This window comes from Pantoea sp. Cy-639, assembly GCF_011752525.1.
Lineage (GTDB): Bacteria > Pseudomonadota > Gammaproteobacteria > Pseudomonadales > Pseudomonadaceae > Aquipseudomonas.
The window spans coordinates 189,948-213,093 of sequence record NZ_VWXI01000003.1 but is presented as its reverse complement, the minus strand read 5'-3'; the positions used below and the strand labels follow the sequence as shown (position 1 = coordinate 213,093).

Sequence of the window (23,146 nt, the reverse complement as noted above, 5' to 3'; positions counted from 1 at the left end):
AATGTGGGAGTGGGCGATAGCCCGCGATGCGCCGCGCGGGCGGCGCTCGATCTCAAGGACGCTGCAAGGGTTGCGGCGAGCACCTGGCGGCCCTGATGCGGTCAAGCGCCCTGCGTCCAAGACCATGAAAGGGATGGGTCTTAGCACGCAATCGCAGCTACCCGCGCGGTGTTACATCTGCAACGGAATCCCTGCCGACTCAAGAAATCAGGTGCTTTTTTTTAAAAATCAGACGCCGAGAGTCTGGGTCAGCCGGGCAATTTCAATCGAGTCAAGCCCCTACTAACGGCGAACTTTTCTCCACATAGCCAAATGGATGACGTGCAAAGGCGAGTTTCCGCCCTTTGGATTCATTCGTTCAGCAGAACTGTCATTGCCCTTCGGCTTCAAATGCATACCTTGCGCGAGACGTGCCTTTATAACTGCTCTAGTACGGCGGTTTTACGCGTATAAAAATATTTAAATCCAGTTACATCTCTGAAATAAACTGAAATATAGAAACGGTTTAAACGTGTGTGTCTTTGTAAATTAATATTTGTATTATTTTGATACAAATACTGGGTCGACAAAAAAATCCCCCGGCCATTTACTTGCCCCCGACTTCGGCATGCACCAAGTGACTAGTGAGAAAGTTGCGCGGATACCTCGCACTGCCAAATAAGTCCGTAGTTGAACACCCGACTTTGCCGAATAAAATCGGCGCCTTGCGCTTAACACTTTCAGACGTATCCGCCTTGTTGCGGATCGCCAGACATGCTGGCCAAAAACAGAGGGCGTATGTGCCATCTTAGATGGTGAGCGTGGTGTAAGTTGCGAGTCTGCTAGTTGTTAACGTCAAACTTTGATAAGGAATATCAGGCATGACGCAACTCCCCATCCAAGGTGTCCTTCCGGTCGCCATCCTGCCTTACAACAACGACCTCTCCCTGGATACCTCGGCCCTGCGCCTGCAGGTCGAACACATCCTGCACACCGGCTGCGACGGCGTGGTCATCGGGCAGATTTCCGAGGTCTCGCGGCTGACCACCACCGAACGCTTCCGCGTGGCCGAACTGATCGCCGAACAGACCGGCGACAAGGGCCTGGCCATCATGAGCACCGGTGGCGAGAGCATCGCCCAGGCGATCGAATACTCGCGCCAGGCCGAGCAGGCCGGCTGTGACGCGTTGCTGGTGATGCACCCATCGATGTGGGCGCTCGATGATGAGCAGATGTACACCTACTTCGCCAATGTCGTCGAAAGCGTGCAGATACCGGTGCTGGTGCACCACGCCAAGTCGCTGGCCAAGCGGCCGCTGTCGATCGACGTGCAGGCCCGCCTGCTCAAGGCGTTCGGCCCGCAGAAGGTGCAGTTCAAGCCCGAGTCCGCGCCCACCGCGCCCAAGGTCTCGCTGCTGCGCGATGCCACCGGCGGCCAGGCGCGGATCTTCGAGGGCGACGGCGGCATGATGCTGGTCGATACCTACCAGCGCGGCCTGGCGGGGGTGATCCCGGCCACCGAGATCGCCGAGATCACCGTGGCCCTGTGGCGCGCATTGCAGGCCGGCGACGAGCGAACCGCCCGAGCCATCGCCTACCCGCTGTCCTACCTGATGTGCCACATGATGGCGAGCATCGACTGTTACTTGCAGTTGTCGAAACACCTGCTCAAACGCCGCCGGTTGATGAACAATACATTGATCCGCCCACCCGTGGATTTCACCATGGATGTGGAAACCCTCAATGAAGTTGAAAAAGTCTACGACCAACTTTTTGAATTCGTGACCCAGTAATAAGGAAGTTACTCATGAAACGTATTGGTTTCTCCATTGAATTGACCAGCCTCGAAGCCGCCGAACTGTATAAAGCCAAGCACCGCGATGTCCCCGTGCAAATTTCCGGTGAACAAGGCGTACTGCGTGAAATCGGTTTGCAGCGTATGTCGATCTACCTGTTGCCACCTCGCACCCTGTTCATGCAAGTCGAAGCCCACGATCAGTTCGACCCGCTGCGCGACTTTACCCACGCTCTGTCGGTGCACCCGGTGATCCAGGCCTGGGACGACTGCATGCACGGTGACGACAACCCGCTGCTCAAGCGCATCGAAGGCAACCTCACCGACCTCAACTGGTGGCGCCTGGAGCAGGTGTACGACTGGACCCTGGAAACGGCGGGCCAACAAAAATGACCGCGCACAACCAGTCATTCGTGTTGATGGATTGCACCTTCCGTGATGGCGGGTTCCAGACCGACTGGCGGTTTTCCGATGCCATGGTCGGGCACTACTTCGGTATGTGCCAGGTCGCCGGCGTGGACATTGTCGAGATGGGCTACCTGAACCTGGACCCCGCCGCGCGGGTCAGCCACCCTGGTTCATACAAGGCATTGCCCGAGTCACTGAGCGATGTGCAGCGCCAGCAGGTCGACCTGGGGCCGATGCGCGCGGCGGTGATGATCGATGCCTGGCGCATCCTCGATCAGCCAGTGCAGGCTGCCGCCGAGGTGATCCTGGCGGCGATCCGGCGTTCGCCGTTCCCCATCGCCATCCTGCGCATCGCGGCCATGAGCAGCCAGCTCGAGGGCAGCCTGGCGCTGACCAAGGCCCTGGCGGGGCAGGACCTGGCGGTGATGATCAACCTGATGCAGGCCGCCGAGCTGACGCCGGAGCAACTGGTCCATGACCTGCCGGCCCTGGCCGTCGAGCCGGTCACGGCGCTGTATTTCGCCGACAGTTTCGGGCGCATGTTGCCCGAGCAGGTTCATCGCCTGTTCAGCCAGGCGCGCGAGCTGACCCCGTTGCCGCTGGGCTTCCATGCCCACGACAACTATGGCCTGGCGGTGGCCAACACCCAGGCGGCGCTGGACGCCGGTGCCCGTCATGCCGACGGCACGTTCGCCGGGATCGGACGGGGGGCCGGCAACGCGCCGACCGAAACCCTCGCCCTGCTCAAGTCGGGAACCCAGGAAATGGCCGATTGCGAGGCGTTCCTGGCGGCGCACATCGAGCCGCTCCGGCACACGGCGAACTGGGGCTACTCGCCCACCTACCGTTGCCAGGCCAAACACAAGGTGCACCCGACCTACGCCCAGCGCCTGTTCGAAGGCACGCCGCTGACGGGCCTTGAACGTATCGACATCCTCGGCAAGATCGCCGGGCATGCCGGGGCGCACAAGTTCGACGCGGGCATTCTCAGCCACTACCGGTGAACGAACATGGTCAAGCTCGGTGAACTGCTGGCGGACTGCAAGTTGGTGTTCTTCGACTGCGACGGTGTGCTGCTCGACTCCAACGGGGTGAAGCTGGCTGCGGTCGATCACGCCCTGGCCGCCTACCCGGCGCTGCTGCGTGAACGCTGCAAGGACAGCTTCCGGCTCAACTTCGGCCGCCCGCGGCGCTGGCACTTCGAAGCCTTCCAGCGCTTGATCGGGGTGGCCCAGGAGGAGGACTTCGTGGCGGCGAGCATCGCGCGCTACGAGCAGTACCTGCAAGCGCACTATCGGTATTCGCCGGCGGTGGCGGGCGCACCGCACCTGCTCGCCCGGTTGACGGCCCGTGGGGTCATCTGCACGGTGGTCAGCGGCGGCGTGGAGGCGGAGATCAATGCCGCGCTGGCCGAGTGCGGGATGGATCGGCTGCTGGCACGGGTGGTGGGTTCGCCGGTGACCAAGATCGCGGCGATCAACGCGCTGCTCGAACAGTACGACTGCAGCGCTGCCCAAGCCGTGTTCCTCGGTGATGCCAGCGCTGACGCCGAGGCCGCCATCGCCTGCAAGGTGCCGTTCATCTTCGTCAGTGGGCATGCGCTGATCGCGCGCTCGACCCTCAGCGCCAGCTGGCCTGAGGGCCATTGGGGCGGCGAGGTGCCCAACCTGCTGGCGGACAACGCTGTATCGCGCTTTTGCGTGAGCAGCCAAACGATCAAGGAGGAATCATGAACACAACCACGCAGCGGCCGCTGCGCATCGCCATCACCGGTGTGAGCCGTGGCCTGGGGCTGGCCTTGAGCCAGGCGCTGGCCGCCCGCGGCCACCAGGTGTTCGGTTGCCAGCTGTCGGCCGAGGCCGCGCCGGCGGCCCAGGCCAACCCGGCACTGTTCAGTGCTTCGGTGGCGGTGCCCGAGGACATGCGGCGTTTCGCCGAGGCAGCGTGCCGCGAGGGGGCGATGGACATCGTGGTGTGCAATGCCGGGGTGATCAATGCGCGCAAGCCGGCCTGGGAAATCAGCCAGGAGGAGTGGGCGCAGGTGATGGAAGTCAATGTGCTGGGCGTGGTCAACACGCTGCACGCCTTCCTGCCGGCGATGCTCGACCGCGGCCAGGGCCTGTTCGTCGCCATCAGCTCCGGCTGGGGGCGTTCGCCGTCCTGGGGGCTCGGCCCGTACTGCGCGAGCAAATTCGCGGTGGAGGGGCTGATCGGCTCGCTCAGCGCCGACCTGCCGGAGGGCTTGCACGCGGTGGCGCTGGACCCTGGCAACGGGGTGAACACCAAGATGCTCGCCCAGTGCCTGCCGGATGACCATGCGCAGTACATCGCCCCAGGGCTGTGGGCCGAGCATGCCGCGGACTACATCGTCGACCAGCTTCATGGGCAAAAGCTCTCGGGCAGCCGCACGGTGCCGCACCCCGGCTGTTGACGGATTTCATGACAGGGAGGCAGACAATGCTGAAGGACAAACGTGTAGTGGTCACCGGTGGTGGCCGTGATTTCGGCCAGGCGGTTTCGGTCTGGCTGGCCCGCGAGGGTGCCCATGTGGACCTGTGCGCGCGCCAGTTGGACAGCGCCCGGGCCACGTGCGAGATCATCCAGGGTGAAGGCGGCTCGGCCCGTGCCTATGCCTGCGACATCGCCGACGCCCGCTCGGTGCGTGCGTTCGCCGAGCAGTTGCAGGCCGACGAGCGTCCGGTGGATATCCTGGTGCTCAGTGCCGCGCAGTGGCTCGAAGGGCCGTTGGGCGAGGGTGACAGCGATGAAGAGATCGTCAGCACCATCAATTCCGGGCTGACCGGCTCGATCACCCTGACCCGGGCACTGCTGCCCAGCCTGCGCCGCTCTGGCGCGGCGGACATCATGGCGATGGTCTCGGTATGCGGTGTGCCGCAGTTCACCAATTCCGTCGCCCACCCGGCGTTCTTCGCGGCCAAGCATGGCATGAGCGGTTTCTGCCAGAACATGACCCACCACTTGGCGCCGGAAGGTATCCGCGTCACGGGTTTCTACCCGCCCGACTTCGAGGTGACCAGCCTCGATGAAACCGTCGACCCGACAGGCCGCCTGCTCAACGGGCGCTCCATCTGGGAAACCATGCGCTTCGTGCTGACCCAGCCGCGCAGCTGCCATATCGACGCGGTACATTTCCGTGGCCCGACCCGGCAGGACTTGACGTGATGCGCGCGGCCAACGCCCAGGTTCCGGCGGCGTATCAGCTGGCGGCCGATGACCAGCAATTGCGCCAGGTCATGGCCACCAACATCGCCGCTGGCTACTTCAGCGCCGATTGCGATCCGGCGGTGTTCTACGACAAATGCGCGCAGCATCGCGCTGTCAGCCGGATCGACCCGGGCCTGGCGTTCACCGCGCAGTCGCTGGCGTCGTTGGACGCATTGCCGGGGGATGCCGGGCGGACCTGGGTGGTGCGCCCGTCGATTTCGCCGGCGTCGCGAGGCTCGGCGTTGCTGCTCGGGCTTGGTGGCATCGATGTACCGGCGCTGGCGGTGGCGATGCAGGGCGTAGCGGGGCCGTTCCTGCTGCATGAGAACGAGCCGGGCGAGCCGTTGTTCATCAATGGCGTGTTCGCCCAGGGGCAGTTCGTCGTCAGCGATGCCTGGCACTGCTACACCCTGGATCTGGAAGGCCGCAGGATTCTTACCGCGGTCACCAGCCTGCCCACGTCCCGGTTGCCCGACGGGCTGGTGCCACGGCTGGCTGCCGTGGCCAGCGGGCTGGGCATGGTGCATGGCCCGCTGCATGCCGAAGTGGTGGTCACCCAGCATGGGCCACGCCTGGTCAAGCTATCGCCGCGCCTGGCCAGCACGCCGTTGCCCGAGCTATGCCGGCTGGGGGGCTGGCCTTCCCAGGAAGACAGCTGGCGCCAGTTGCCCCGCATCGGCGCCGGCGCGGAACAACCGGTGGCGGACTACTCCTTCGTGGTGACCCGCCCGGGGCGTGTCAAAGCGTTTCGCTTCGACCGGGAGGTGCGTGGCCTGGCCAGTTTCAGCCACTACTTCGTCGCGCCGCCGCTGGGCGAGTACATGGCGATGACCACCGATGGCACCACCTATGGCTGCACCGTGTTCCTGCGTCATCGCAGCCTGTCGGTGCTGGAGGAGGATATCGCCCAACTGCAGGCGCTCAACCTGGCCGACGCGTTCGAGTTCGACTAGCCCGCAGGCACTTTGCAACACCCAAACCGGACCGCCCGGGGCCGTCATCATGGATGACGACCTCGTGGCCCCGCTCAGCCTGAAATTCAGTAGAAAGGGAGTTCACATGAGTTTTGCAACAGATGTGGCCAGAAGCCCTTGCGAGCGCAAGGTACATGATGTGGTGGGCATTGGGTTCGGCCCGTCGAACATTTCGTTGGCCATCGCCCTGCAGGAGTTGGCCCCGGAGCTGTCGGTGGCCTTCGTCGACAGCGCCCCAGGCTTTGCCTGGCACAAAGGCATGCTGTTCAAGAACGCCACCATGCAGGTGTCGTTCTTGAAGGACCTGGTCAGCTTCCGCAATCCGCGCAGCCACTTCACCTTCGTCAACTACCTGCACAGCAAGGGCCGCATCGCGGCGTTCTGCAACAAGAAGGACTTCTTCCCCGGGCGCGTGGAGTTCCATGACTACCTGAGCTGGTGCGCAGCCGAGTTCAGCGAGCAGGTGTTCTATGGCCACCGGGTACTGCGCATCGCCGAAGGTGGCGTGGCGGACGACGGCGCTCCGCTGTTCCGGGTCGAGATGCAGGTCGGCGACACCACCACCTCGATGCTGACGCGTTCCGTGGTGCATTCGCTGGGGCTGGAGCCGCAGATGCCGGACGATGTCCAGTCTGGTGAGCGCGTCACCCATGTGCATCACCTGCTGGCGCGGCTGCAGGACGCCAACTTGCCGGCGGACGGCCATTGCGTGGTGGTCGGTGGCGGGCAAAGCGCCGCCGAGGCGGTGGAGTACCTGCTCGAGACCTACCCGGCGTTGAAAGTGACGGCGATCCACGCCCGTTATGGCTACACCCCCGCCGACGACAGCCCGTTCGTCAACGAGATCTTCGATGCCGAGGCCGTGGATGGCTTCCATGCGGCGCCGGCCCATGTGCGCAAGCACGTGCTGCGCACCCATGCCTCCACCAACTACGCCGCGGTCGACCTGGCGCTGATCGAGAAGCTCTACCGCCAATGGTACGACGACGAGGTCAGCGGCCAGCAGCGCCTGACCCTGGAGCGCCTGAGCCGGTTCCAGAAGGTGCAGGCGCAGGGCAATGGGCTGCAGGTGACGTTCGCTCGGCAACTGAGCGGCGAGGCACGCCAGGTCCACTGTGACTACCTGGTGTGCGCCACGGGCTTCCGCCCGCGCAATATCGCCGACCTGCTGTGCGCGCCGCTGGCGTCGCGGCTGGTCAAGGAGGAGGGCGGTGCGCAGTTGTCGCGCCATTACCGCCTGGCCTTCAAGGGCGAGGCCGCACCGTTGCTGTATTCCACCGGTGTCGCCGAGGGCTCCCACGGGCTGAGCGCGACGCTGATCTCCAACATGGCCATCCGTGCCGGCGAAATCGTTGGTGATCTGAAGACCACCTTGAGGCACAGGCAGTATGAAAAAGCCGTTTGATGTGATCATCGTTGGCGCAGGGATCGTCGGCGCGACCTGCTTCCATGTGCTGAGCCAGGCGGGCAAGCGCTGCCTGCTGCTCGACGAGAAACAACTGGCCTGCGGCATCACTGGCGCGTCGGGCTGCATCGTGCGGGTCACCCACGCCTCGCGCGAAGCCACGGCGGCGGCGGCCGAGGGTTACCGCTTCTACCAGCGACTGAGCGCTGCCGCGCAGGGGCGGGTGCCGTTCGCCCGCACGGGTTATCTGCATTTTGCCGAAGTGGCGGACCTGGACCGCATGCACGGTTGGCTGGCAGAGGAGGGCATCGGCGCCGAACTGCTCGATGCCCAGGCGCTGGCCACGCGCTTCCCCGCCTTGCCGATCAACGCCGAACTGGCGCTGCTCGAACCTGGCTCGGGCTACATGGAGGCCAGGCCGACCCTGGAATACCTGGTCAGGGCGGGTACCGCGCTGGGCGGCGTCTACCAGGACGCGGTCACGGTGCACGGCCTACGGGTCGATGGCAGCGGCAACCGGGTGGCCGGCGTGGAGACTTCCTCTGGCGCCTTCGAGGCCGGGCATGTGGTGTTGGCCATGGGCAATGGCGCCCCCGCGTTCCTCGCGCGCCACTTTGGCGATGCGTTCGGCCTGTGGAACCAGCACATCCAGGTCACCCGCTTCAAAGGGCCCGCCGCGCTGGCCACGGCCCCGTGCTTCATCGATGACGTCAACGAACTCAATGGGCGCTGGTGCCCGCTGACCGGCGGCTTCTACGTGGGCACCCCCACCGGCCTGCGGGTGCCGGCCAGCCAGGCCTATGCCGCGGCCAGCCCGGCGCACGCGCAGTTGACCCGCGAACGCGGCGAGCGGCGTTTCCCCTGGCTGCGCACGGCCACTGCCGAGGGCGCGCTGTGCCACAGCGACTGCTACAGCGCTCAACCCATCGCCCTGCTCGGCGAGCAGCCCGGGTTGCCTGGCGGTGTGCTGGTGGCGTCGGGCTTCAGTGGCGGTGGCTTCAAGATGGCGCCGTACGCCGCCATGCGTGTTGCCCGTGTGATCACTCAAGGATAGAGACCAGAACAATGAAAAAAATCAGCATGTTCGCGCCGGCCAAGCGCTTCTACAACGTCGAGTCGCGTGCCGTTGATCTTGAAGGCACCAATATCAACCTGATGGGCTGCACGCTGGCGCCGGGGCAGGAGAGCCAGCCGCACAACCACTTCGAGGACGAGCTGTTCGTCTTCACCGCGGGCCACGGCTTGGTGCGCACCGCCCAGGAGGTGCTCGAAGTGCATGCCGGCGACGCGGTTCATTGCCAGCGTTTCGAGCCGCATACCATTCGCAACCTGAGCGCCAGCGAACCGTTGCAGTTCCACTCGCTGTACTGGGATGCCGGGCAGATGAAGCCGGTCGAAGCGCAGCCGGTGCTCGACACACTGATCTTCGCCACCCCGCCCACCCCCAATGGCGACCTGCACCTGGGCCACCTGTCGGGCCCCTATATCGCCGGCGACGTGCTCAAGCGCGTGCTGGCGGGGGCGGGCGCGCAGGTGTTCTATGGCAGCGGCCGCGACGACAACCAGACCTACGTGGTGACCTGCGCGGCGCGGGAAGGGTTCAGCCCCAGCGAGTGCGCCGACCACTACGCCGAGGCGATCCGCGAGACCTGGCAGGGCTACGGGATCGACATGGACTTTTTCATCACCCCGGACAACCAGGGTGAGTATGCCGATTTTGTCCACCACTACCTGCAGCGCCTGTACGACCAGGGGTTGATCTACGCCAAGGATACCCCGGTGTTCGTCGACAACCAGGGCAACGCGCTGCACGAAGCGTTCATCCACGGTGGTTGCCCGCATTGTGGCGAGAGCAGCGATGGCAACGCCTGCGAGGCCTGTGGCCAGCCGAACCAGTGTGTCGACCTGACCCAGCCGCGGGTCAAGCAGGATGGCCGGCAGCCGCAACTGAAGATCGAGACACGCTTGTTCTTCCGCCTGAGCGCGTTGGCCGATGAGCTGGCCAGCTATGTGCAGACGGCGAACATGCCGGCGCACGTCTACCAGCTGTGCCACACCATGCTCAGCCAAGGGCTGCCGGATATCTGCATCAGCCACCGCAGCGACTGGGGCATCCGCCATCGACTGCCGGGGATGCAGGACCAGGTGGTGTACGTCTGGTTCGAGATGGCCTTCGGTTACCTGTGGGCCGCCAGCGAACTGCCGGGCGCGGACGGCGACCGCGTGGCCAGGGCCGCGCAGCGCTACGCGGGGGCCATGGACATCGTCCATTGCTACGGCTTCGACAACGCCTACTACCACACCCTGCTGTTTCCCGCGGTGTACCTGGCACTGGGGCTGACGCCACCGCGCCACCATGTGGTCAACGAACTGCTCGACCTCAACGGCAGCAAGTTCTCCACCAGCCGCCGACACCTGATCTGGGGCAAGGACTTCCTCACCGAGGCCGGGGCCGACTATGCGCGCATGGCGTTGATGCTGACCCGGCCCGAGGGGGTGAGGACCAACTTCACCGTGGACCAGGTCTGCGAGCGGATCAACGACCTGTTCGCCGACAAGCTGACCCACTGGGTTCAGCGCCTGCAGCAGCATGTCGCCCGGCAGGCTGGCCAGGTGCCTGAATCGGGAGCCTGGCTGAGCGACCAGAAGATCTATCACGGCGAACTGATGCAATGGATGGCGGGCTACCAGCAGGCGGCAGCGACCCAGACCTTCTCGCCACGGCGCATGGCCGAGCAGGTTGCCCAGGTGATCGACCGGGCGTGGCGCTTCGGCCTGGCCCAGGAACACCTGCTGGCGCCCGGGCAACCCTTGTCCAACCACGCGCGCACCGCCGTGGCGCTGCTGGCGCTCACCGCACGCTGGCTGGCCCATGCCACCGCCCCGTTGATGCCGGGGGTGAGCCGCCAACTGAACGAGGTGCTGAACATCGAGGCCCAGGCCAACGATGCGGCCCAGGCCTGCACGTTCTTCGCTGCCAACCACGTCCTGGCCCAGGGCGCCACGCTGGAGCTGCCCAAGCTGTCGCCAGAGGCGCTGGCGCAACTGATGCCAGGGCGGGCGGGATGAGCCGGGTCTCGTCATTGCGCCCGGTGGGTATCGTCGGGCCGCTGAGCGGCGCGCGCGCGGCCTATGGGCAGTGGCTGCGTCGAGCCGCCGAAGGCACGACCTTGCCACTGCTGTGGGCGGACGACGGTGCCGACCCGGCCATGGCGCAGGCGGCCGCGCGCTACCTGCTCGATGCCGGCGTGGAGGTGGTGGTCGGCCACTTCAACAGTGAATGTGCCCGGGTGGCCGGGCGCCTCTACCAGGCGGCCGGGGTGCCGCTGCTGTTGCCCGCCGCCACGGCGCCCGACCTGTGTCATGCCGTGGGTGCCTGGCGCCTGTGTGCCAGTGAAACGCGGCAGGTGGCGGTGATGCTCGAGTACCTTGCCCGGCATGCCGGGCGGGTCGAGCAGCCCTGGGCGCAGCCGGGGGCCTATGGCGAGCGGTTGGCCGGGGCGCTTGGCGAAGGGTTGGGCCAGAGGGCCGCGTCGAGCGCCGGGCCGGTGGTCCAGGCCTTGATGGGTTCGCACGTGGCCGTGGCGCGGGAGATCCATCGCCGCGCCCAGCCCGGCGCGGTCTACCTGGTACCCGACGATTGCCTGATCGACGAGTTCGACAGCCTGCTGGCGGGCTCCGGCGTGGTGACGCTGTGCCCGCACGCTACGCCGGACTTCGGTGAGTGCGTGGGCCTGGCGCTGGGCCTGGTCGAGGCGGCGCGGGCGGGCGGTCACGACCTGGCCGGTTACCTGGAGGCTCACCCCGACTTCGACCAGCGCCAGTACCGGCACGCCGACTACCGCATGGTGCGGCGTGAATACCCCATTGAATTGCCCCAGCCTCTGTAGGACACATTGAACATGCAAATGCGCAAACCGATCGCCATGGATCAGCCACGGCTACTGCCCGCCATCGGCGAGAGTGATCTTGCCGCCGGCGATATCGACCTGATGCTCGAGGCGCTGCGCCAAGCGCTGAGCCGACCCCGTGGCACGCTGTCGGCTCCAGACGAAGCCGCGGGCATCAGCCGTGCCGTCGAGCAGCGCGTCGGCCATCCCATCAGCGCGGCTGGGCTGGGGCTGCCGGCCGCGCTCGATGTGTTCGGCAGCCTGCTGGCACAACAGGGCGTGCCCACCGACCATCCCGGCTATCTCGCCTACATAGGTTCCGCGCCGACCCCGGCCGCCGCGCTGATGGATGGGCTGCTGTCGGCCACCGGCATGATCGGCTCCGGCTGGCTGGGGGGCGCCGGGCTGATCTGGGCCGAGAACCAGGCCTTGCGCTGGCTGGCCGACCTGGCGCAGTTGCCGGACGAGGCGAGGGGCTGTTTCGTCAGTGGCGGAACGGCCGGCAACTTCTCCGCGCTGGCGGCCGCCCGGCAGCGCTACCGCGAGCGCACCGGGCGGCGCGGCGGGCTGGTGCTGGCGGGCTTGGCGGCCCATGCCTCGATCGACGTCAGTGCCGGGCTGCTGGACCTTGAAAGGGTCGACGTGGCCTGTGATGAACAGGGGCGAATGAGCGCAGCGGGATTGCAGCAGACCTTGGGCGAACTGGCGACCGATGGTCGGTTGGAGCAGGTCGTGGCCATCGTCGTAGTGGCCGGCTCGACCAACGCAGGCCAGATCGACGACCTGCCGGGCGTAGGTGCCATCGCCCGTCGGCAGGGCATCTGGTTCCACATCGATGCCGCCTACGGCGGCGCGTTTCTCTGCGTCCCGCAGGTGAGCCCGCAGTTCCAGGGCATCGAACTGGCCGACTCGCTGATCATCGACCCGCACAAAGGCCTGTTCGTGCCCTATGACTGCTGTGCGCTGCTGTATGCGCAGCCGCAACAGGCAATGTCGGCGTTCACCCAGGATGCGTCCTACCTCGACCAGATCAACGAGTCGCAGCAGTTCAACCCCATGCACTATGCGTTTCACCTTTCCCGCCGCGCACGGGGCGTGCCGTTGTGGTTCTCGCTGGTGGTGCATGGCAGCGACGCCTACCGGCACACCCTGGAGCGTATCCTGGCGCTGACCGAGGCCCTGCGCCAGCGCATCGCCAGGCACCCCCGGCTGGAGCTGATCGAGGCATCGGGGTTGAGCGTGATCCTGTTCAAGCGCCGCGGCTGGCAAGCGGCCGACTACGAGGCCTGGGCACAGGACTGCCTGCGCGCAGGGATCGCCCTGGTGGTGTCGACGCGTTGGCAGGGGGAAACGGTGATGCGGCTGTGCATCATGAACACCGGCCTCGACGAGGCGCGCTGCGAGCGCCTGCTGGCGGGGTTGTAGGGCGCGCGGGTGAGTCTTGCCGGGGCGGCTATGCCCGCCCGGGCGCTGACGCTAGACTGTCACCTTCCCCACAATCGGACAGGAGTCCCGGTGTGCCCGACCCCCGCAGTTTCCCCAGCGACTTGTGCCTCGACAGCCCACGCCTGCAGCTGCGCCCCATGCGCCACGGTGATGCGCAGCAGTGGCTGACGATCATGGCCGACCCCGAGGTCATGCGTTACTGGTACCACGCCCCCTGGCAGACCCTGGCCGAGGCCGAGAGCGCCCTGGCCGCCGACCGCGAAGCCTATGCCGCCGGGCACCTGCTCAAGTTGGGCATGTACCGGCGTGACAACGGCGAGCTGATCGGCATGGTCCAGCTGTTCAACCTCGAGGACAGCTCGCGCCGTGGCGAGATCGGCTACTGCCTGGCCAAGTCCGTCCAGGGCCGTGGCTATATGGACGAGGCCCTGACCTGCTTCATCGACTACCTTGCCCACACCCTGCACATGCGCCGCCTGGAGGCGGAAATCGATCCGCGCAACCAGGGTTCGGCACGCACGCTTGAACGCCAGGGCTTCGTGCTGGAAGGCACCCTGCGTGCCCGTTGGTGCGTGGCCGGCGAGCTGTCCGACTCGGGGCTCTACGGGCTGCTGCTGGAGCCCCCTGTTGCCTGACACCAGGGTGCGCTATGGTCGCGCCTTGCATTCGACGGAGGGAGCCAACGATTGCCTGCCTATTACCTGACCCTCAGCCTGGCGCTGTACCTCTGCAGCCTGGCTTTCGACGGCGCCCAGATGGACGCCGGACGGCACATGCCCGCACTGCAGATGCTGCTCTACGGCCCTTGGGGCATGCCGTTCGGGCTGTTCCACTGGTTCGCCAACCCGCTGCTGGCGCTGGCCATCCTCGCCCACCGGCGCTTTCGCCGGCTGGCGCTGCTCCTGGGCCTGCTGGCGCTGTACCTGGCGGCCGGCAGCTTCGGCATCGACCGCCTGCCGGACAACCAGAGCTACACGTTCCAGGACGTGACTAGCCTGGGAGCCGGTTTCTACCTGTGGCTGCTGGCGATGCTGGTGTTCTGCCTGGGGCAGGGCTGGTGGTGCTGGAAGGCCCGCTCGGCGGCGGATGTGCCGGGCTGGCGCTGGCTGGATGTGGTCTTGGTCGCGGCACTGGCGCTGACACTGTATGCGGCGACCCAGATGCCGGCGCTGCAGTTCGAACTGCACAAGGTGATCGTGCCGCCGGAGCAGTCGCGGATGTTCTGAACCCGGGCGCGGGGCGAGCCTCGCGGTCCGGCGCTCAGCGCGTGGTCCCCCACTGCACCACCAGCATGCCCACCACGATCATCCCGACTCCGGCCAGGCGCAGCAGGTTCACTGGCCGTTCCGGCAAGCCCATCAGCCCGAACTGGTCGATCAGCAGCGACGACAGCACCTGCCCGGCGATCACGCAGACGATGAACCCTGCCGCCCCCAGGCGCGGCGTGAGCACCAGCGCGGCAGTGATGTAGAGCACCCCGGCCACGCCGCCGAACCAGGCCCACCACGGTGCCTGGGCCAGGTTCTGCACCTGTGGCAGCGGTGCACGCATCAGCAGCAGTGCCGGTACCAGCATCAGCAGGCTCACCAGCAGCGATACCCCCGCAGCCCACAAGGGATGGCCGAGCAGGCGGCCAAGGGCGGCGTTGCTGCCGGCCTGAAAAGGTACGGCGGCCCCGGCGAGCAGGGCGACCAGAAGTGGCAAGGCGGTGAGAAGGCTGTTGGGCATGTGGGCGACTCCTGAAAAAGAACACTGGCCCGAGTCTGCGATATGCACTTGAATGATGGAAATTCGAATTTCGCACAGGCTGTATTCGCCTTATGGATGATCTGCGCCGCATCGACCTCAATCTGTTGCTGACCCTGCACGCCCTGCTCAGCGAGCAGCATGTCTCCCGCGCCGCCGTGCGCCTGCACCGCAGCCAGCCGGCAGTGAGCCACGCGTTGGCGCAACTGCGCGAGATCTTCGCCGACCCGCTGCTGGTGCGCCGTGGCGGCCGCCTGCAACCGAGCGCTCGCGCCGAAGCCCTGCGCGAGCCATTGCAACAGGCCTTGCAGCAGCTCGACAGCCTGCTCGGCAGCCCGGGTTTCGAGCCGGGGAGGGCGCGGCGCACGTTTCGCCTGGTGATGTCGGACTATGGCGCCCGGGTCGTGCTGCCGGGGTTGATGCGCCTGCTACGGCGCGAGGCGCCGGGCATCGACCTGGTGGTGTCCCAGGGCAGTCGCGAGGCGATGCTCGGGCAACTGATCGATGGCGAGGCCGACCTGGCCCTGGGCGTGTTCCCCGAGCTGCCGGCGGAGATTGGCCAGCAGGTGTTGTTCGAGGAGTCGTTCGTCTGTCTAGCCGACCGCGCCGGCCTGCCGCCCCGGGGCGGCCTCGACCTCGCGCAATGGCTGGCGCGGCACCATGTGCTGGTGGCGGTGCGCCCGGGTATCGACAACGAGATCGACCTGGCCCTCGCGGCCTTGGGCGAGCGCCGGCGCATCGCCCTGACCCTGCCGCACTGGGGCGTGGCCCAGGGCCTGCTGACCGGCACCGACCTGGTGCTTACCGTGGCCCGCCGCAGTCTGGCCGGTGCGCGTCTTGACCCGGTGTTGCGACGGTTTGCGCCTCCTCTGGCGATCGCGCCGTTCGCCTTCACCCAGGCCTGGCATTCACGCCGCGAGGGGGATGCCGGGCATCGCTGGTTGCGGATGCAGGTCCAGGCACTGTGTGGCGATGAGCTGCTAGGCTGAGGCGCATTCATAAGTGCAAGGAGTTGCCATGCTCAAGCGTCATCTGCTCGGCGCCGCGGCGCTGCTGGCCGTGGCCACGGTCCAGGCCGACGATTATTCACCTGCCTACACCCAGTGCATGGACAAGGCATCCAGTACCCAGGGCATGCTTGCCTGCATCCAGGCCGAGACGCGTTTGCAGGACGAGCGCCTGAACCGCGTCTACAAGCAACTGATGGGCAAGCTCGATGGCGCGCGGCAGCAGGACCTGCGCGAGGTGCAACGCACGTGGGTGAAGTACCGCGACGGCAACTGCGCGTTCCACGGCAAGCTGAGCGAGGGCAGCCTCTATCGCCTCGAAGGGGCGATTTGCGTGATGGATATGAGCAAGGATCGCGCAGCGGAGCTGGAGCGGGTGCTCAGTCCGGGACAGTGACCGAACGGCGCTGTCGTGGGGGCGGGCAAGCCCGCTCCTGCGACATGTGCACTCCTGCCGACGGTGTTCTCAGGCGCTGTGGCGTTGGCGAAGCGCCCGGGCCTTGAGGTATTCGCGCACTTCCACGCCGTCGCCGGCGAACTCGATGCGGCTGGCCTTGGCCTCGCGCTGGTAGGCGTACATCGGGTCGTAGTACTCGTTGAGCAACCCCTCGATCCAGCCCCGGTGCAGGCTCACGTCGCCGCTGTGCAACTGCTCGTCCAGCGCCTGCCCGAGCAGGGCCGACAAGCGTTGGAAGCGCTCGCCGCCAAGACGCTTGTGGATATTGGCCATGCTCTGGCGCATGCGCTCGGCGAACAGCCGGCGGCCATCTTCCTCGCCGTGCACCGTGATGAACTCGGCGCAAAGGTTGATCACGTAGTCGCGCAGGATGCGTTCCACACGGTTGGCGAAACTGTCCTCCAGCCACACCAGCGGGTACTGCTGCATGCCCTGGTACAGCTCCAGCGGCACCGAACAGCTGCCGACGATACGCCCTTCATCCTCGAGCACGAACTGCTCGATGCCGCGGGCGCGTTTCTTCAGCACGTCGATGGCCAGGGCGTTCTCGAAGTCGATCTGCACCGGCTGCGCGGTGGCGCGCTTGCCGAAGCTGGAGCCGCGGTGGTTGGCGTGGCCTTCGAGGTCGAGCACGTTGTCCAGCTGGAGCAGCACGTCGGTCTTGCCGGTGCCGGTGAGCCCGCCCACCAGCACGAAGTCGCACTGCTCGACCGCGTGCTGGGTGGTGTCCAGCAGCAGGTTGCGCATCGCCTTGTAGCCACCGACCACCTTCGGGTACTGGATACCGGCCTCCTTGAGCCAGCCCTGGACGATCTGCGAACGCAGGCCGCCACGGAAGCAATAGAGGTAGCCGTCGGGATGAGCCTGGGCAAAGGCCGTCCAGGCCTCCAGGCGCTGCTGCTTCAGCGCGCCGTTGACCAGTTGGTGGCCGAGGGCGATGGCGGCGGCCTGGCCCTGCTGCTTGTAGCAGGTGCCGACCTTCTGTCGCTCCTGGTCGGTCATCAGCGGCAGGTTGATGGCGCCGGGGAAGGCGCCCTTGGCAAACTCGACCGGGGCGCGCATGTCCATCAGCGGCACGTCGTCGAGGAACAGCTGTTTCAGCTCGGTGCAGTCGGGGCGCATCAGATCACCTCGACCGCGTGGCTCTGTCGCTCGACCAGCGCGCCGATCGGCGCCAGTTGCAGGCCCAGTTCGGCGGCCACGGCGAGGAATTCGCCTTCGCCCTCGGGGGTGACCGCCACCAGCAGGCCACCGCTGGTCTGCGGATCGCACAGCAGGTGCTTCTGGTCGTCGTTCAGCGCGCCGATCTTGTGGCCGTAGCTGTCGAAGTTGCGCAGGGTGCCACCGGGGATGCAGCCCTCGGCCAGGTAGTAGTCGACGCTGGGCAGGCGCGGCACGGCATCGAACTGCAGGCGCGCGGTCAGGCCGCTGCCTTCGGCGACCTCGACCAGGTGGCCGAGCAGGCCGAAACCGGTGACGTCGGTCATCGCCTTGACGCCGTCGAGCTTGCCGAAGCGGCTGCCGGGGGTGTTGAGGGTGCACATCCAGTCGCGGGCCAGACCCTGGTCCTGTTCGCGCAGCTTGGCCTTCTTCTCGGCCGTGGTGAGGATGCCGATGCCCAGCGGCTTGGTCAGGTAGAGCTTGCAGCCGACGCTGGCGGTGTCGTTGCGCTTGAGGTGGCGCTTGCTCACCACGCCAGTGACGGCCAGGCCGAAGATCGGCTCGGGGGCGTCGATGGAGTGGCCGCCGGCCAGCGGGATGCCGGCTTCGGCGCACACTGCGCGGCCGCCGCGGATCACTTCGCGGGCCACTTCCGGCGGCAGCACATTGACCGGCCAGCCGAGGATGGCGATGGCCATCAGCGGGTCGCCACCCATGGCGTAGATGTCGCTGATGGCGTTGGTGGCGGCGATGCGGCCGAAGTCGTACGGGTCGTCGACGATGGGCATGAAGAAGTCGGTGGTCGAGACCACCCCGCGTTCCTCGTCCAGGGCGTAGACCGCTGCGTCGTCGCGCGAGGCGTTGCCGACCCAGAGGTTCGGATCGAGCGCCTGCGTGCCGCTTTCGGCGAGGATCACATCCAGCACCTTGGGAGAGATCTTGCAACCACAGCCGGCGCCGTGGCTGTACTGGGTCAGACGAATCGGCTCGCTCATTACGCACCTCGGGATTTTCGTGATGGGCGATTGTAGCAAAGCTGGCCTTTGCGCCTGCGCCTCTTATAATTCCCTCGTCATCAGGCATCGCGGGGCAAGCCCGCTCCCACGACGCTGCGTTCTGCACGTGGGAGCGGGCTGCTGCGCGATGCGACACCGAAATCTTCCCCGCTATTGAACCGGAGAACCCCCATGTTCAAACGCCCTCTGGCACTCGCTGCCGGCCTTGCGCTGTCCTGCTGCGCGGTATTGGCCCAGGCCGCCGATGTACTGCGCGTCAGCGCCATTCCCGATGAAGCGCCGACCGAACTGTTGCGCAAGTTCAAGCCGCTGGGCGAATACCTCGAGCAGCAGTTGGGCATGAAGGTGCAGTTCGTGCCGGTCTCCGACTATCCGGCGGTGGTCGAGTCGCTGGCCAGCAACCGCCTGGACATGGCCTGGCTGGGTGGTTTCACCTTCGTCCAGGTGCACTTGAAGGACCCGACCGCGACGCCGCTGGTGCAGCGTGAACAGGACGCCCAGTTCACCTCCAAGTTCATCACCGCCAACCCGGACGTGAAGAGCCTGGCCGACCTGAAGGGCAAGACCTTCGCCTTCGGCTCGATTTCGTCCACCTCCGGCAGCCTGATGCCGCGCTACTTCATGCTCAAGCAAGACAACATCAAGCCTGAGAGCTACTTCAGTCGCGTCGCCTACTCCGGTGCCCACGACGCCACCGTGGCCTGGGTGCAGGCCGGCAAGGTCGACGCCGGCGTGCTCAACGCCAGCGTGTGGCAGAAACTGGTCGATGCCGGCAAGGTCGACACCAGCAAGGTGAAGGTGTTCGCCACCACCCCGACCTACTTCGACTACAACTGGACCGTGCGCGGCAACATGGATCCGGCGCTCAAGGAGAAGATCAAGCAGGCTTTCCTCGCCCTGGATCCGGCCAAGCCGGCCGACAAGGCGATCCTCGACCTGCAGGCCGCCAGCCGTTTCATCGAGACCAAGCCTGAGAACTACGCGGGCACCGAGCAAGCCGCGCGCGAGGCCGGTCTGCTCAAGTGAGTATTCGTCTGCAAGGGGCCAGCCTGCGCCACGGCCAGGTCCAGGCCCTGAACGCTGTGGATCTGCGGATCGACAAGGGTGAACGGGTGGCGATCATCGGCCCGTCGGGGGCTGGCAAGTCCAGCCTGCTGCACCTGATGGCCACCGCCGTGCAACCCAGCGGCGGCGAACTGACGCTGCTCGACGCCCAGCCCTGGGCGTTGTCGGCGCGCGCTCGTCAGCGTTTGCGCTCGCGGGTGGCGCTGGTGCACCAGGCCCCCCCTCTGCCGCCGCGCCAACGGGTGGTGACGGCGGTGCTGGCCGGGCGCCTGGGGCAGTGGGGCACGTTGCACGGACTGCTCAACCTGCTGCATCCGAGCGATGTGCCAGGGGCGCGCCAGGCGCTCGCCGAACTGGGGCTGGCGGACAAGCTGTTCGTCCAGTGCGGGCAGTTGTCCGGTGGCCAGTTGCAGCGGGTCGGCATCGCCCGGGCGTTGTACCAGCGCCCGGAAGTACTGCTGGCCGACGAGCCGGTCTCGGCGATGGACCCGGTGCTGGCCGACCATAGCCTGGCGCTGCTCAACCGCCATGCCCAGGCCCACGGCGTGACGCTGGTCGCCAGCCTGCACGCGGTGGACCTGGCGCTGGCGCACTTTCCCCGGGTTATCGGTATCCGTGAAGGCCAGGTAGCTTTTGACTGCTCGGCCGAGGCAGTGACCGAAGGCTTGCTGGAGGCGCTCTACGCCAACGAGCAACTGGCTTCGCCGGTCTCGGCCGGCACGACCCTGACGGTGCAGATCCCGCGATGCTGAGCACCGAGACCCGCGACCCCGCGGCGCTGCCCCGCCTGCTGCTGACCCTGCTGTGCCTGGCCCTGCTGTGGCCGGGGCTGTCCCTGAGCGAGCTGAACCCTGGTGTGCTGCTGCAGGCGGAGAACCGTCAGCAGATGGCCAGTTTCGTCGGTGGTTTCTGGCCGCCGGCCCACGACCGCGAGTTCCTGGCCTTGTTGTGGGAGGCCACCCGGCAGACCTTGGCCGTTGCCACGGCCGGCATGGCCCTGGCGCTGCTGCTGGCGCTGCCGGCCAGCTTGCTGGCCAGCCGCGCCCTGTCGCTGCGCGCGGCCTCCCGCGGCGGGCGTCCGGGCTTCTGGTCACGCACCCTGCGCTTGCCGGTGCGCGGCCTGCTGGTGTTCCTGCGCAGCGTGCCGGAGATCGTCTGGGCGCTGCTGTTCGTGCGTGCCGTGGGCCTGGGGCCGACTGCCGGGGTGCTGGCCATCGCCATCACCTACAGCGGCATGCTCGGCAAGGTCTATGCGGAGATCTTCGAGTCGGTCGACCAGCGCCCGGCCCATGCCCTGTTGCAGGCCGGCAGCGGCCGGCTGGCGGCGTTCTGCTATGGCATCCTGCCCAACGCGGCGGCCGAGGTGGTGTCGTACACCGTCTATCGCTGGGAATGCGCCGTGCGCGCTTCGGTGGTGATGGGCTTCGTCGGTGCCGGTGGCTTGGGGCAGCAGATCGACCTGTCGATGCGCATGTTCGCCGGTGACCAGGTGGCGAGCATGCTGCTGGCGTTCCTCGGGCTGGTGGTGCTGGCCGACCTGCTCAGCCGCTTCCTGCGCGGGAGGCTGGCATGAGTCGCGCGATCAACCTGCTGGTGCTGCTGGGCATCGCCGCCGCAGTGGTGGCTTCGTTCGGTTATCTGCAACTGGATCTGCACGCCCTGGTGGGTGACGGCGGTCTGGGGCAGATGGCCGAGTATGCCGAGCGCTTCCTGCATCCGGACCTGTCGCTCGAGCACCTGCGCGCGGTGGGCCGGGGAGCGCTGGAAACCCTGGCCATGTCTGGCCTTGGCACCTTGCTGGCGATGGTGCTTGGCCTGCTGCTGGCGCTGCCGGCGGCCGGCCGTTTCGGTTGGCCGTTGCAAGGCGCGGCGCGGTTGCTGCTCAATGCATTGCGGGCGATTCCCGAGCTGGTCTGGGCGGCATTGACGGTGCTGGCGGCTGGCCTGGGGCCCAATGCCGGCACGCTGGCGCTGGCGTTGCATACCGCCGGTGTGCTCGGTCGCTTGTTCGCCGAGGCGCTGGAGAATGCCCCGCCAGAGCCAGCAGCGGCGATCCGCCTGCAGGGCGGCAGCCAGGTGACGGCGTTCTGTTTCGGTACCTTGCCCAACCTGTGGCCGCAGTTACTGGCGTACAGCCTGTACCGCTGGGAGAACAACATCCGCATGGCCAGCGTGCTGGGCTTTGTCGGTGCGGGCGGGCTGGGGCAGATGCTCTACACCACCCTGAGCCTGTTCCAGGAGGCCCAGGCCAGTACGGTGATCATCGCCATGCTGGTGCTGGTGCTGCTGGTGGATGCCTTCAGCGATGTGCTGCGCCAGCGGTATGTCAGGGCTTAGGCCGGCGTTACCCCTGTAGGCACCGGCGCCAGCCGGTGCCACGTCGACTCCAGCCGCGCCAGGCGAATGCTATCCAGCCGCCCGGCCTGGTGCTCCCGGGCCAGTACCTGCCGCGCAAAGCTGCGCGAATCGTTCAGCAGCGTCCCCCGCAACGTACGCGTCTCTCGCCAACAGCAGCCGATGTAGCCGAAGGTCTTGACCGCCAGGCGCTATTGGCGGGCGAGGAGAGTTTTCATGTCGATGAGGTCTTGGCGCGGGGCTGCAGATTCTGCACAAGCTCTGGGAGCTGCTATTCGATGACGGCTCCCACAGTCGCTTGGGAATCTGCCGAATAGCTGTGAACAGCGGCTCAAGGCAAGGTTTGCAGCCTCAGGCAACCGACGTACGGCTGCTTGCCGAGTTGATCGTTTGTATCTGTTGGGATACATTTTGGAGGGCTTGGTGACCTACCAAATCGAGAAAACGACCCGTTTCACCCGTTGGCTCCTGAACCTGCGGGACCTGCGTGCGCGAATAGCCATCATGCGACGTATCGAGCGGTTGGGGCTGGGTAATCCTGGTGACTGCCAATACATCGGTGAAGGCGTCAGTGAGCTGCGCATCGATGTATCGGGTGGCTACCGGGTCTATTTCACTCGTCGGCAGAGCCGGTTGATCCTGCTGTTGCTGGGGGGTGATAAATCCTCACAGGCTGGCGATATCCTCAAGGCGATGGCGTTGGCAAAGGAGCTGGAATGAGCGAAACAATCACCCCTTTCGACATGGCCGAACTGCTGGACAGCGATGCGGCAATCAGTGAGTACCTCAGCCAGGTGCTGGCCGACGGTGACAGCGATGAGATTCTTCGCGCCCTGAACCACATCGCCAGGGCACGGGGCATGTCGCAGATCGCCAAGCAGACAGGCCTGGGGCGAGAAAGCCTGTACAAGGCGTTCGTTCCTGGCGCCAAGCCACGATTCGACACGGTGCTCAAGGTTATTCGTGCGTTGGGCATCGACCTGCTGGCTCAGCCACATGCAGCGTCGAATTGAACGGGGTCAGCCGTTCGCCTGCAACTTCATCTGCACCAGCGCCACCCGGCTACCATCCGCTGCTCGTCGCTCTTCGATTCCGAACGGCACAAAGCCCAGTTGCGGATAAAGCAGCAACCCCGCGGTGTTGTGGTTGAAGCACGATACCCACACTTCTTGTGCCGCGAACTGCTCGCGGGCCAGTGCGATCATGCATTGCACCAG

26 protein-coding genes are annotated in these 23,146 nt (G+C 66.2%); 22 read left to right on the top strand and 4 right to left on the bottom strand.

Going from position 1 to position 23,146, the window contains the following annotated elements:
• Positions 1 to 860 precede the first annotated feature (860 nt).
• The 14 genes from F3J43_RS05405 (at position 861) to F3J43_RS05340 (ending at position 14,348) form a co-directional block, all read left to right on the top strand.
• A complete protein-coding gene (locus F3J43_RS05405; RefSeq protein ID WP_166883783.1) occupies positions 861 to 1,772 on the top strand; it encodes a dihydrodipicolinate synthase family protein in 912 nt (303 codons plus the stop codon).
• A gap of 14 nt (positions 1,773 to 1,786) precedes the next feature.
• Entirely contained in the window at positions 1,787 to 2,167 is a 381-nt protein-coding gene (locus F3J43_RS05400; RefSeq protein WP_166883782.1) for an L-rhamnose mutarotase, read from the top strand.
• Positions 2,164 to 3,186, top strand: a complete 1,023-nt coding sequence (locus tag F3J43_RS05395; RefSeq protein WP_166883781.1) for a hydroxymethylglutaryl-CoA lyase-like TIM-barrel protein — start codon at positions 2,164 to 2,166, stop codon at positions 3,184 to 3,186. The genes F3J43_RS05400 and F3J43_RS05395 overlap by 4 nt, the downstream gene beginning before the upstream one ends.
• A gap of 6 nt (positions 3,187 to 3,192) precedes the next feature.
• Complete coding sequence (locus tag F3J43_RS05390) at positions 3,193 to 3,915, top strand: HAD family hydrolase (protein ID WP_166883780.1); 723 nt, start codon at positions 3,193 to 3,195, stop codon at positions 3,913 to 3,915.
• Positions 3,912 to 4,613, top strand: coding sequence for an SDR family oxidoreductase (locus tag F3J43_RS05385; RefSeq protein ID WP_166883779.1), 702 nt, complete (start codon positions 3,912 to 3,914; stop codon positions 4,611 to 4,613). Before F3J43_RS05390 ends, F3J43_RS05385 begins: the two co-directional genes overlap by 4 nt.
• Positions 4,614 to 4,639: 26 nt before the next feature.
• Complete coding sequence (locus F3J43_RS05380; protein ID WP_166883778.1) at positions 4,640 to 5,365, top strand: SDR family oxidoreductase; 726 nt, start codon at positions 4,640 to 4,642, stop codon at positions 5,363 to 5,365.
• Positions 5,365 to 6,360: a hypothetical protein gene (locus tag F3J43_RS05375; protein ID WP_166883777.1), complete on the top strand. Its 996-nt coding sequence runs from the start codon at positions 5,365 to 5,367 to the stop codon at positions 6,358 to 6,360. Before F3J43_RS05380 ends, F3J43_RS05375 begins: the two co-directional genes overlap by 1 nt.
• Before the next feature lie 106 nt (positions 6,361 to 6,466).
• Positions 6,467 to 7,786 (top strand): lysine N(6)-hydroxylase/L-ornithine N(5)-oxygenase family protein, encoded by a 1,320-nt coding sequence (locus F3J43_RS05370; protein WP_166883776.1) that lies wholly within the window; start codon positions 6,467 to 6,469, stop codon positions 7,784 to 7,786.
• Positions 7,770 to 8,840 (top strand): NAD(P)/FAD-dependent oxidoreductase, encoded by a 1,071-nt coding sequence (locus tag F3J43_RS05365; RefSeq protein ID WP_166883775.1) that lies wholly within the window; start codon positions 7,770 to 7,772, stop codon positions 8,838 to 8,840. The genes F3J43_RS05370 and F3J43_RS05365 overlap by 17 nt, the downstream gene beginning before the upstream one ends.
• 11 nt (positions 8,841 to 8,851) lie before the next feature.
• A complete protein-coding gene (locus F3J43_RS05360; RefSeq protein ID WP_205297654.1) occupies positions 8,852 to 10,855 on the top strand; it encodes a class I tRNA ligase family protein in 2,004 nt (667 codons plus the stop codon).
• Complete coding sequence (locus tag F3J43_RS05355) at positions 10,852 to 11,676, top strand: ABC transporter substrate-binding protein (RefSeq protein WP_166883774.1); 825 nt, start codon at positions 10,852 to 10,854, stop codon at positions 11,674 to 11,676. Before F3J43_RS05360 ends, F3J43_RS05355 begins: the two co-directional genes overlap by 4 nt.
• A 12-nt stretch (positions 11,677 to 11,688) precedes the next feature.
• A complete protein-coding gene (locus F3J43_RS05350) occupies positions 11,689 to 13,101 on the top strand; it encodes a pyridoxal phosphate-dependent decarboxylase family protein (RefSeq protein ID WP_166883773.1) in 1,413 nt (470 codons plus the stop codon).
• Between the two features lie 92 nt (positions 13,102 to 13,193).
• The gene (locus F3J43_RS05345; RefSeq protein ID WP_166883772.1) at positions 13,194 to 13,757 is read left to right on the top strand and encodes a GNAT family N-acetyltransferase; all 564 of its coding nucleotides are present in this window, start codon (positions 13,194 to 13,196) and stop codon (positions 13,755 to 13,757) included.
• Positions 13,758 to 13,808: 51 nt separating this feature from the next.
• On the top strand, positions 13,809 to 14,348 hold the full coding sequence (locus F3J43_RS05340; protein ID WP_166883771.1) for a hypothetical protein: 540 nt from the start codon (positions 13,809 to 13,811) through the stop codon (positions 14,346 to 14,348).
• A 34-nt stretch (positions 14,349 to 14,382) separates the two neighbouring features.
• Here the strand turns inward: F3J43_RS05340 and F3J43_RS05335 are convergent, their stop codons facing one another.
• Positions 14,383 to 14,850, bottom strand: a complete 468-nt coding sequence (locus tag F3J43_RS05335; protein ID WP_166883770.1) for a DMT family transporter — start codon at positions 14,848 to 14,850, stop codon at positions 14,383 to 14,385.
• 92 nt (positions 14,851 to 14,942) lie between these two features.
• On the opposite strand from F3J43_RS05335, the gene F3J43_RS05330 reads away from it, so the two are divergent.
• Both F3J43_RS05330 and F3J43_RS05325 read left to right on the top strand, forming a co-directional pair.
• A complete protein-coding gene (locus F3J43_RS05330; protein ID WP_166883769.1) occupies positions 14,943 to 15,857 on the top strand; it encodes a LysR family transcriptional regulator in 915 nt (304 codons plus the stop codon).
• A gap of 28 nt (positions 15,858 to 15,885) precedes the next feature.
• Positions 15,886 to 16,272 (top strand): lysozyme inhibitor LprI family protein, encoded by a 387-nt coding sequence (locus F3J43_RS05325; protein WP_166883768.1) that lies wholly within the window; start codon positions 15,886 to 15,888, stop codon positions 16,270 to 16,272.
• A 69-nt stretch (positions 16,273 to 16,341) separates the two neighbouring features.
• On the opposite strand, the gene mnmH is transcribed toward F3J43_RS05325, so the two are convergent.
• Positions 16,342 to 17,454 carry a tRNA 2-selenouridine(34) synthase MnmH gene (gene mnmH / locus F3J43_RS05320; protein WP_166883767.1) on the bottom strand — a complete coding sequence of 371 codons (1,113 nt, stop codon included), beginning with the start codon at positions 17,452 to 17,454 and terminating at the stop codon, positions 16,342 to 16,344.
• Positions 17,454 to 18,488, bottom strand: coding sequence for a selenide, water dikinase SelD (gene selD, locus F3J43_RS05315; RefSeq protein ID WP_166883766.1), 1,035 nt, complete (start codon positions 18,486 to 18,488; stop codon positions 17,454 to 17,456). The genes mnmH and selD overlap by 1 nt, the downstream gene beginning before the upstream one ends.
• 192 nt (positions 18,489 to 18,680) lie before the next feature.
• On the opposite strand from selD, the gene F3J43_RS05310 reads away from it, so the two are divergent.
• The 6 genes from F3J43_RS05310 (at position 18,681) to F3J43_RS05280 (ending at position 22,942) form a co-directional block, all read left to right on the top strand.
• Positions 18,681 to 19,535: a putative selenate ABC transporter substrate-binding protein gene (locus F3J43_RS05310; protein WP_166883765.1), complete on the top strand. Its 855-nt coding sequence runs from the start codon at positions 18,681 to 18,683 to the stop codon at positions 19,533 to 19,535.
• Entirely contained in the window at positions 19,532 to 20,326 is a 795-nt protein-coding gene (locus F3J43_RS05305) for a phosphonate ABC transporter ATP-binding protein (RefSeq protein ID WP_166883764.1), read from the top strand. Before F3J43_RS05310 ends, F3J43_RS05305 begins: the two co-directional genes overlap by 4 nt.
• Positions 20,320 to 21,147 carry a PhnE/PtxC family ABC transporter permease gene (locus F3J43_RS05300; RefSeq protein WP_166883763.1) on the top strand — a complete coding sequence of 276 codons (828 nt, stop codon included), beginning with the start codon at positions 20,320 to 20,322 and terminating at the stop codon, positions 21,145 to 21,147. Before F3J43_RS05305 ends, F3J43_RS05300 begins: the two co-directional genes overlap by 7 nt.
• Positions 21,144 to 21,911 (top strand): phosphonate ABC transporter, permease protein PhnE, encoded by a 768-nt coding sequence (gene phnE / locus F3J43_RS05295; RefSeq protein ID WP_166883762.1) that lies wholly within the window; start codon positions 21,144 to 21,146, stop codon positions 21,909 to 21,911. The genes F3J43_RS05300 and phnE overlap by 4 nt, the downstream gene beginning before the upstream one ends.
• A gap of 441 nt (positions 21,912 to 22,352) precedes the next feature.
• Entirely contained in the window at positions 22,353 to 22,649 is a 297-nt protein-coding gene (locus F3J43_RS05285; protein WP_166883761.1) for a type II toxin-antitoxin system RelE/ParE family toxin, read from the top strand.
• Entirely contained in the window at positions 22,646 to 22,942 is a 297-nt protein-coding gene (locus tag F3J43_RS05280) for an addiction module antidote protein (protein WP_166883760.1), read from the top strand. The genes F3J43_RS05285 and F3J43_RS05280 overlap by 4 nt, the downstream gene beginning before the upstream one ends.
• Before the next feature lie 6 nt (positions 22,943 to 22,948).
• Here the strand turns inward: F3J43_RS05280 and F3J43_RS23775 are convergent, their stop codons facing one another.
• The gene (locus F3J43_RS23775; RefSeq protein ID WP_205297652.1) at positions 22,949 to 23,134 is read right to left on the bottom strand and encodes a hypothetical protein; all 186 of its coding nucleotides are present in this window, start codon (positions 23,132 to 23,134) and stop codon (positions 22,949 to 22,951) included.
• Positions 23,135 to 23,146 lie beyond the last annotated feature (12 nt).

What these genes read in the sequence shown, in the direction of transcription:
- phnE (WP_166883762.1), top strand. Translation starts at nt 21,144, where the DNA reads ATGAGTCGCGCGATCAACCTGCTGGTGCTGCTGGGCATCGCCGCCGCA.
- F3J43_RS05390 (WP_166883780.1), top strand. Translation starts at nt 3,193, where the DNA reads ATGGTCAAGCTCGGTGAACTGCTGGCGGACTGCAAGTTGGTGTTCTTC.
- F3J43_RS05360 (WP_205297654.1), top strand. Translation starts at nt 8,852, where the DNA reads ATGAAAAAAATCAGCATGTTCGCGCCGGCCAAGCGCTTCTACAACGTC.
- F3J43_RS05405 (WP_166883783.1), top strand. Translation starts at nt 861, where the DNA reads ATGACGCAACTCCCCATCCAAGGTGTCCTTCCGGTCGCCATCCTGCCT.
- F3J43_RS23775 (WP_205297652.1), bottom strand. Translation starts at nt 23,134, where the DNA reads ATGATCGCACTGGCCCGCGAGCAGTTCGCGGCACAAGAAGTGTGGGTA.
- F3J43_RS05335 (WP_166883770.1), bottom strand. Translation starts at nt 14,850, where the DNA reads ATGCCCAACAGCCTTCTCACCGCCTTGCCACTTCTGGTCGCCCTGCTC.
- F3J43_RS05330 (WP_166883769.1), top strand. Translation starts at nt 14,943, where the DNA reads ATGGATGATCTGCGCCGCATCGACCTCAATCTGTTGCTGACCCTGCAC.
- F3J43_RS05395 (WP_166883781.1), top strand. Translation starts at nt 2,164, where the DNA reads ATGACCGCGCACAACCAGTCATTCGTGTTGATGGATTGCACCTTCCGT.
- F3J43_RS05365 (WP_166883775.1), top strand. Translation starts at nt 7,770, where the DNA reads ATGAAAAAGCCGTTTGATGTGATCATCGTTGGCGCAGGGATCGTCGGC.
- F3J43_RS05300 (WP_166883763.1), top strand. Translation starts at nt 20,320, where the DNA reads ATGCTGAGCACCGAGACCCGCGACCCCGCGGCGCTGCCCCGCCTGCTG.
- F3J43_RS05400 (WP_166883782.1), top strand. Translation starts at nt 1,787, where the DNA reads ATGAAACGTATTGGTTTCTCCATTGAATTGACCAGCCTCGAAGCCGCC.
- mnmH (WP_166883767.1), bottom strand. Translation starts at nt 17,454, where the DNA reads ATGCGCCCCGACTGCACCGAGCTGAAACAGCTGTTCCTCGACGACGTG.
- F3J43_RS05370 (WP_166883776.1), top strand. Translation starts at nt 6,467, where the DNA reads ATGAGTTTTGCAACAGATGTGGCCAGAAGCCCTTGCGAGCGCAAGGTA.
- F3J43_RS05350 (WP_166883773.1), top strand. Translation starts at nt 11,689, where the DNA reads ATGCAAATGCGCAAACCGATCGCCATGGATCAGCCACGGCTACTGCCC.
- selD (WP_166883766.1), bottom strand. Translation starts at nt 18,488, where the DNA reads ATGAGCGAGCCGATTCGTCTGACCCAGTACAGCCACGGCGCCGGCTGT.
- F3J43_RS05385 (WP_166883779.1), top strand. Translation starts at nt 3,912, where the DNA reads ATGAACACAACCACGCAGCGGCCGCTGCGCATCGCCATCACCGGTGTG.
- F3J43_RS05375 (WP_166883777.1), top strand. Translation starts at nt 5,365, where the DNA reads ATGCGCGCGGCCAACGCCCAGGTTCCGGCGGCGTATCAGCTGGCGGCC.
- F3J43_RS05325 (WP_166883768.1), top strand. Translation starts at nt 15,886, where the DNA reads ATGCTCAAGCGTCATCTGCTCGGCGCCGCGGCGCTGCTGGCCGTGGCC.
- F3J43_RS05280 (WP_166883760.1), top strand. Translation starts at nt 22,646, where the DNA reads ATGAGCGAAACAATCACCCCTTTCGACATGGCCGAACTGCTGGACAGC.
- F3J43_RS05355 (WP_166883774.1), top strand. Translation starts at nt 10,852, where the DNA reads ATGAGCCGGGTCTCGTCATTGCGCCCGGTGGGTATCGTCGGGCCGCTG.
- F3J43_RS05310 (WP_166883765.1), top strand. Translation starts at nt 18,681, where the DNA reads ATGTTCAAACGCCCTCTGGCACTCGCTGCCGGCCTTGCGCTGTCCTGC.
- F3J43_RS05380 (WP_166883778.1), top strand. Translation starts at nt 4,640, where the DNA reads ATGCTGAAGGACAAACGTGTAGTGGTCACCGGTGGTGGCCGTGATTTC.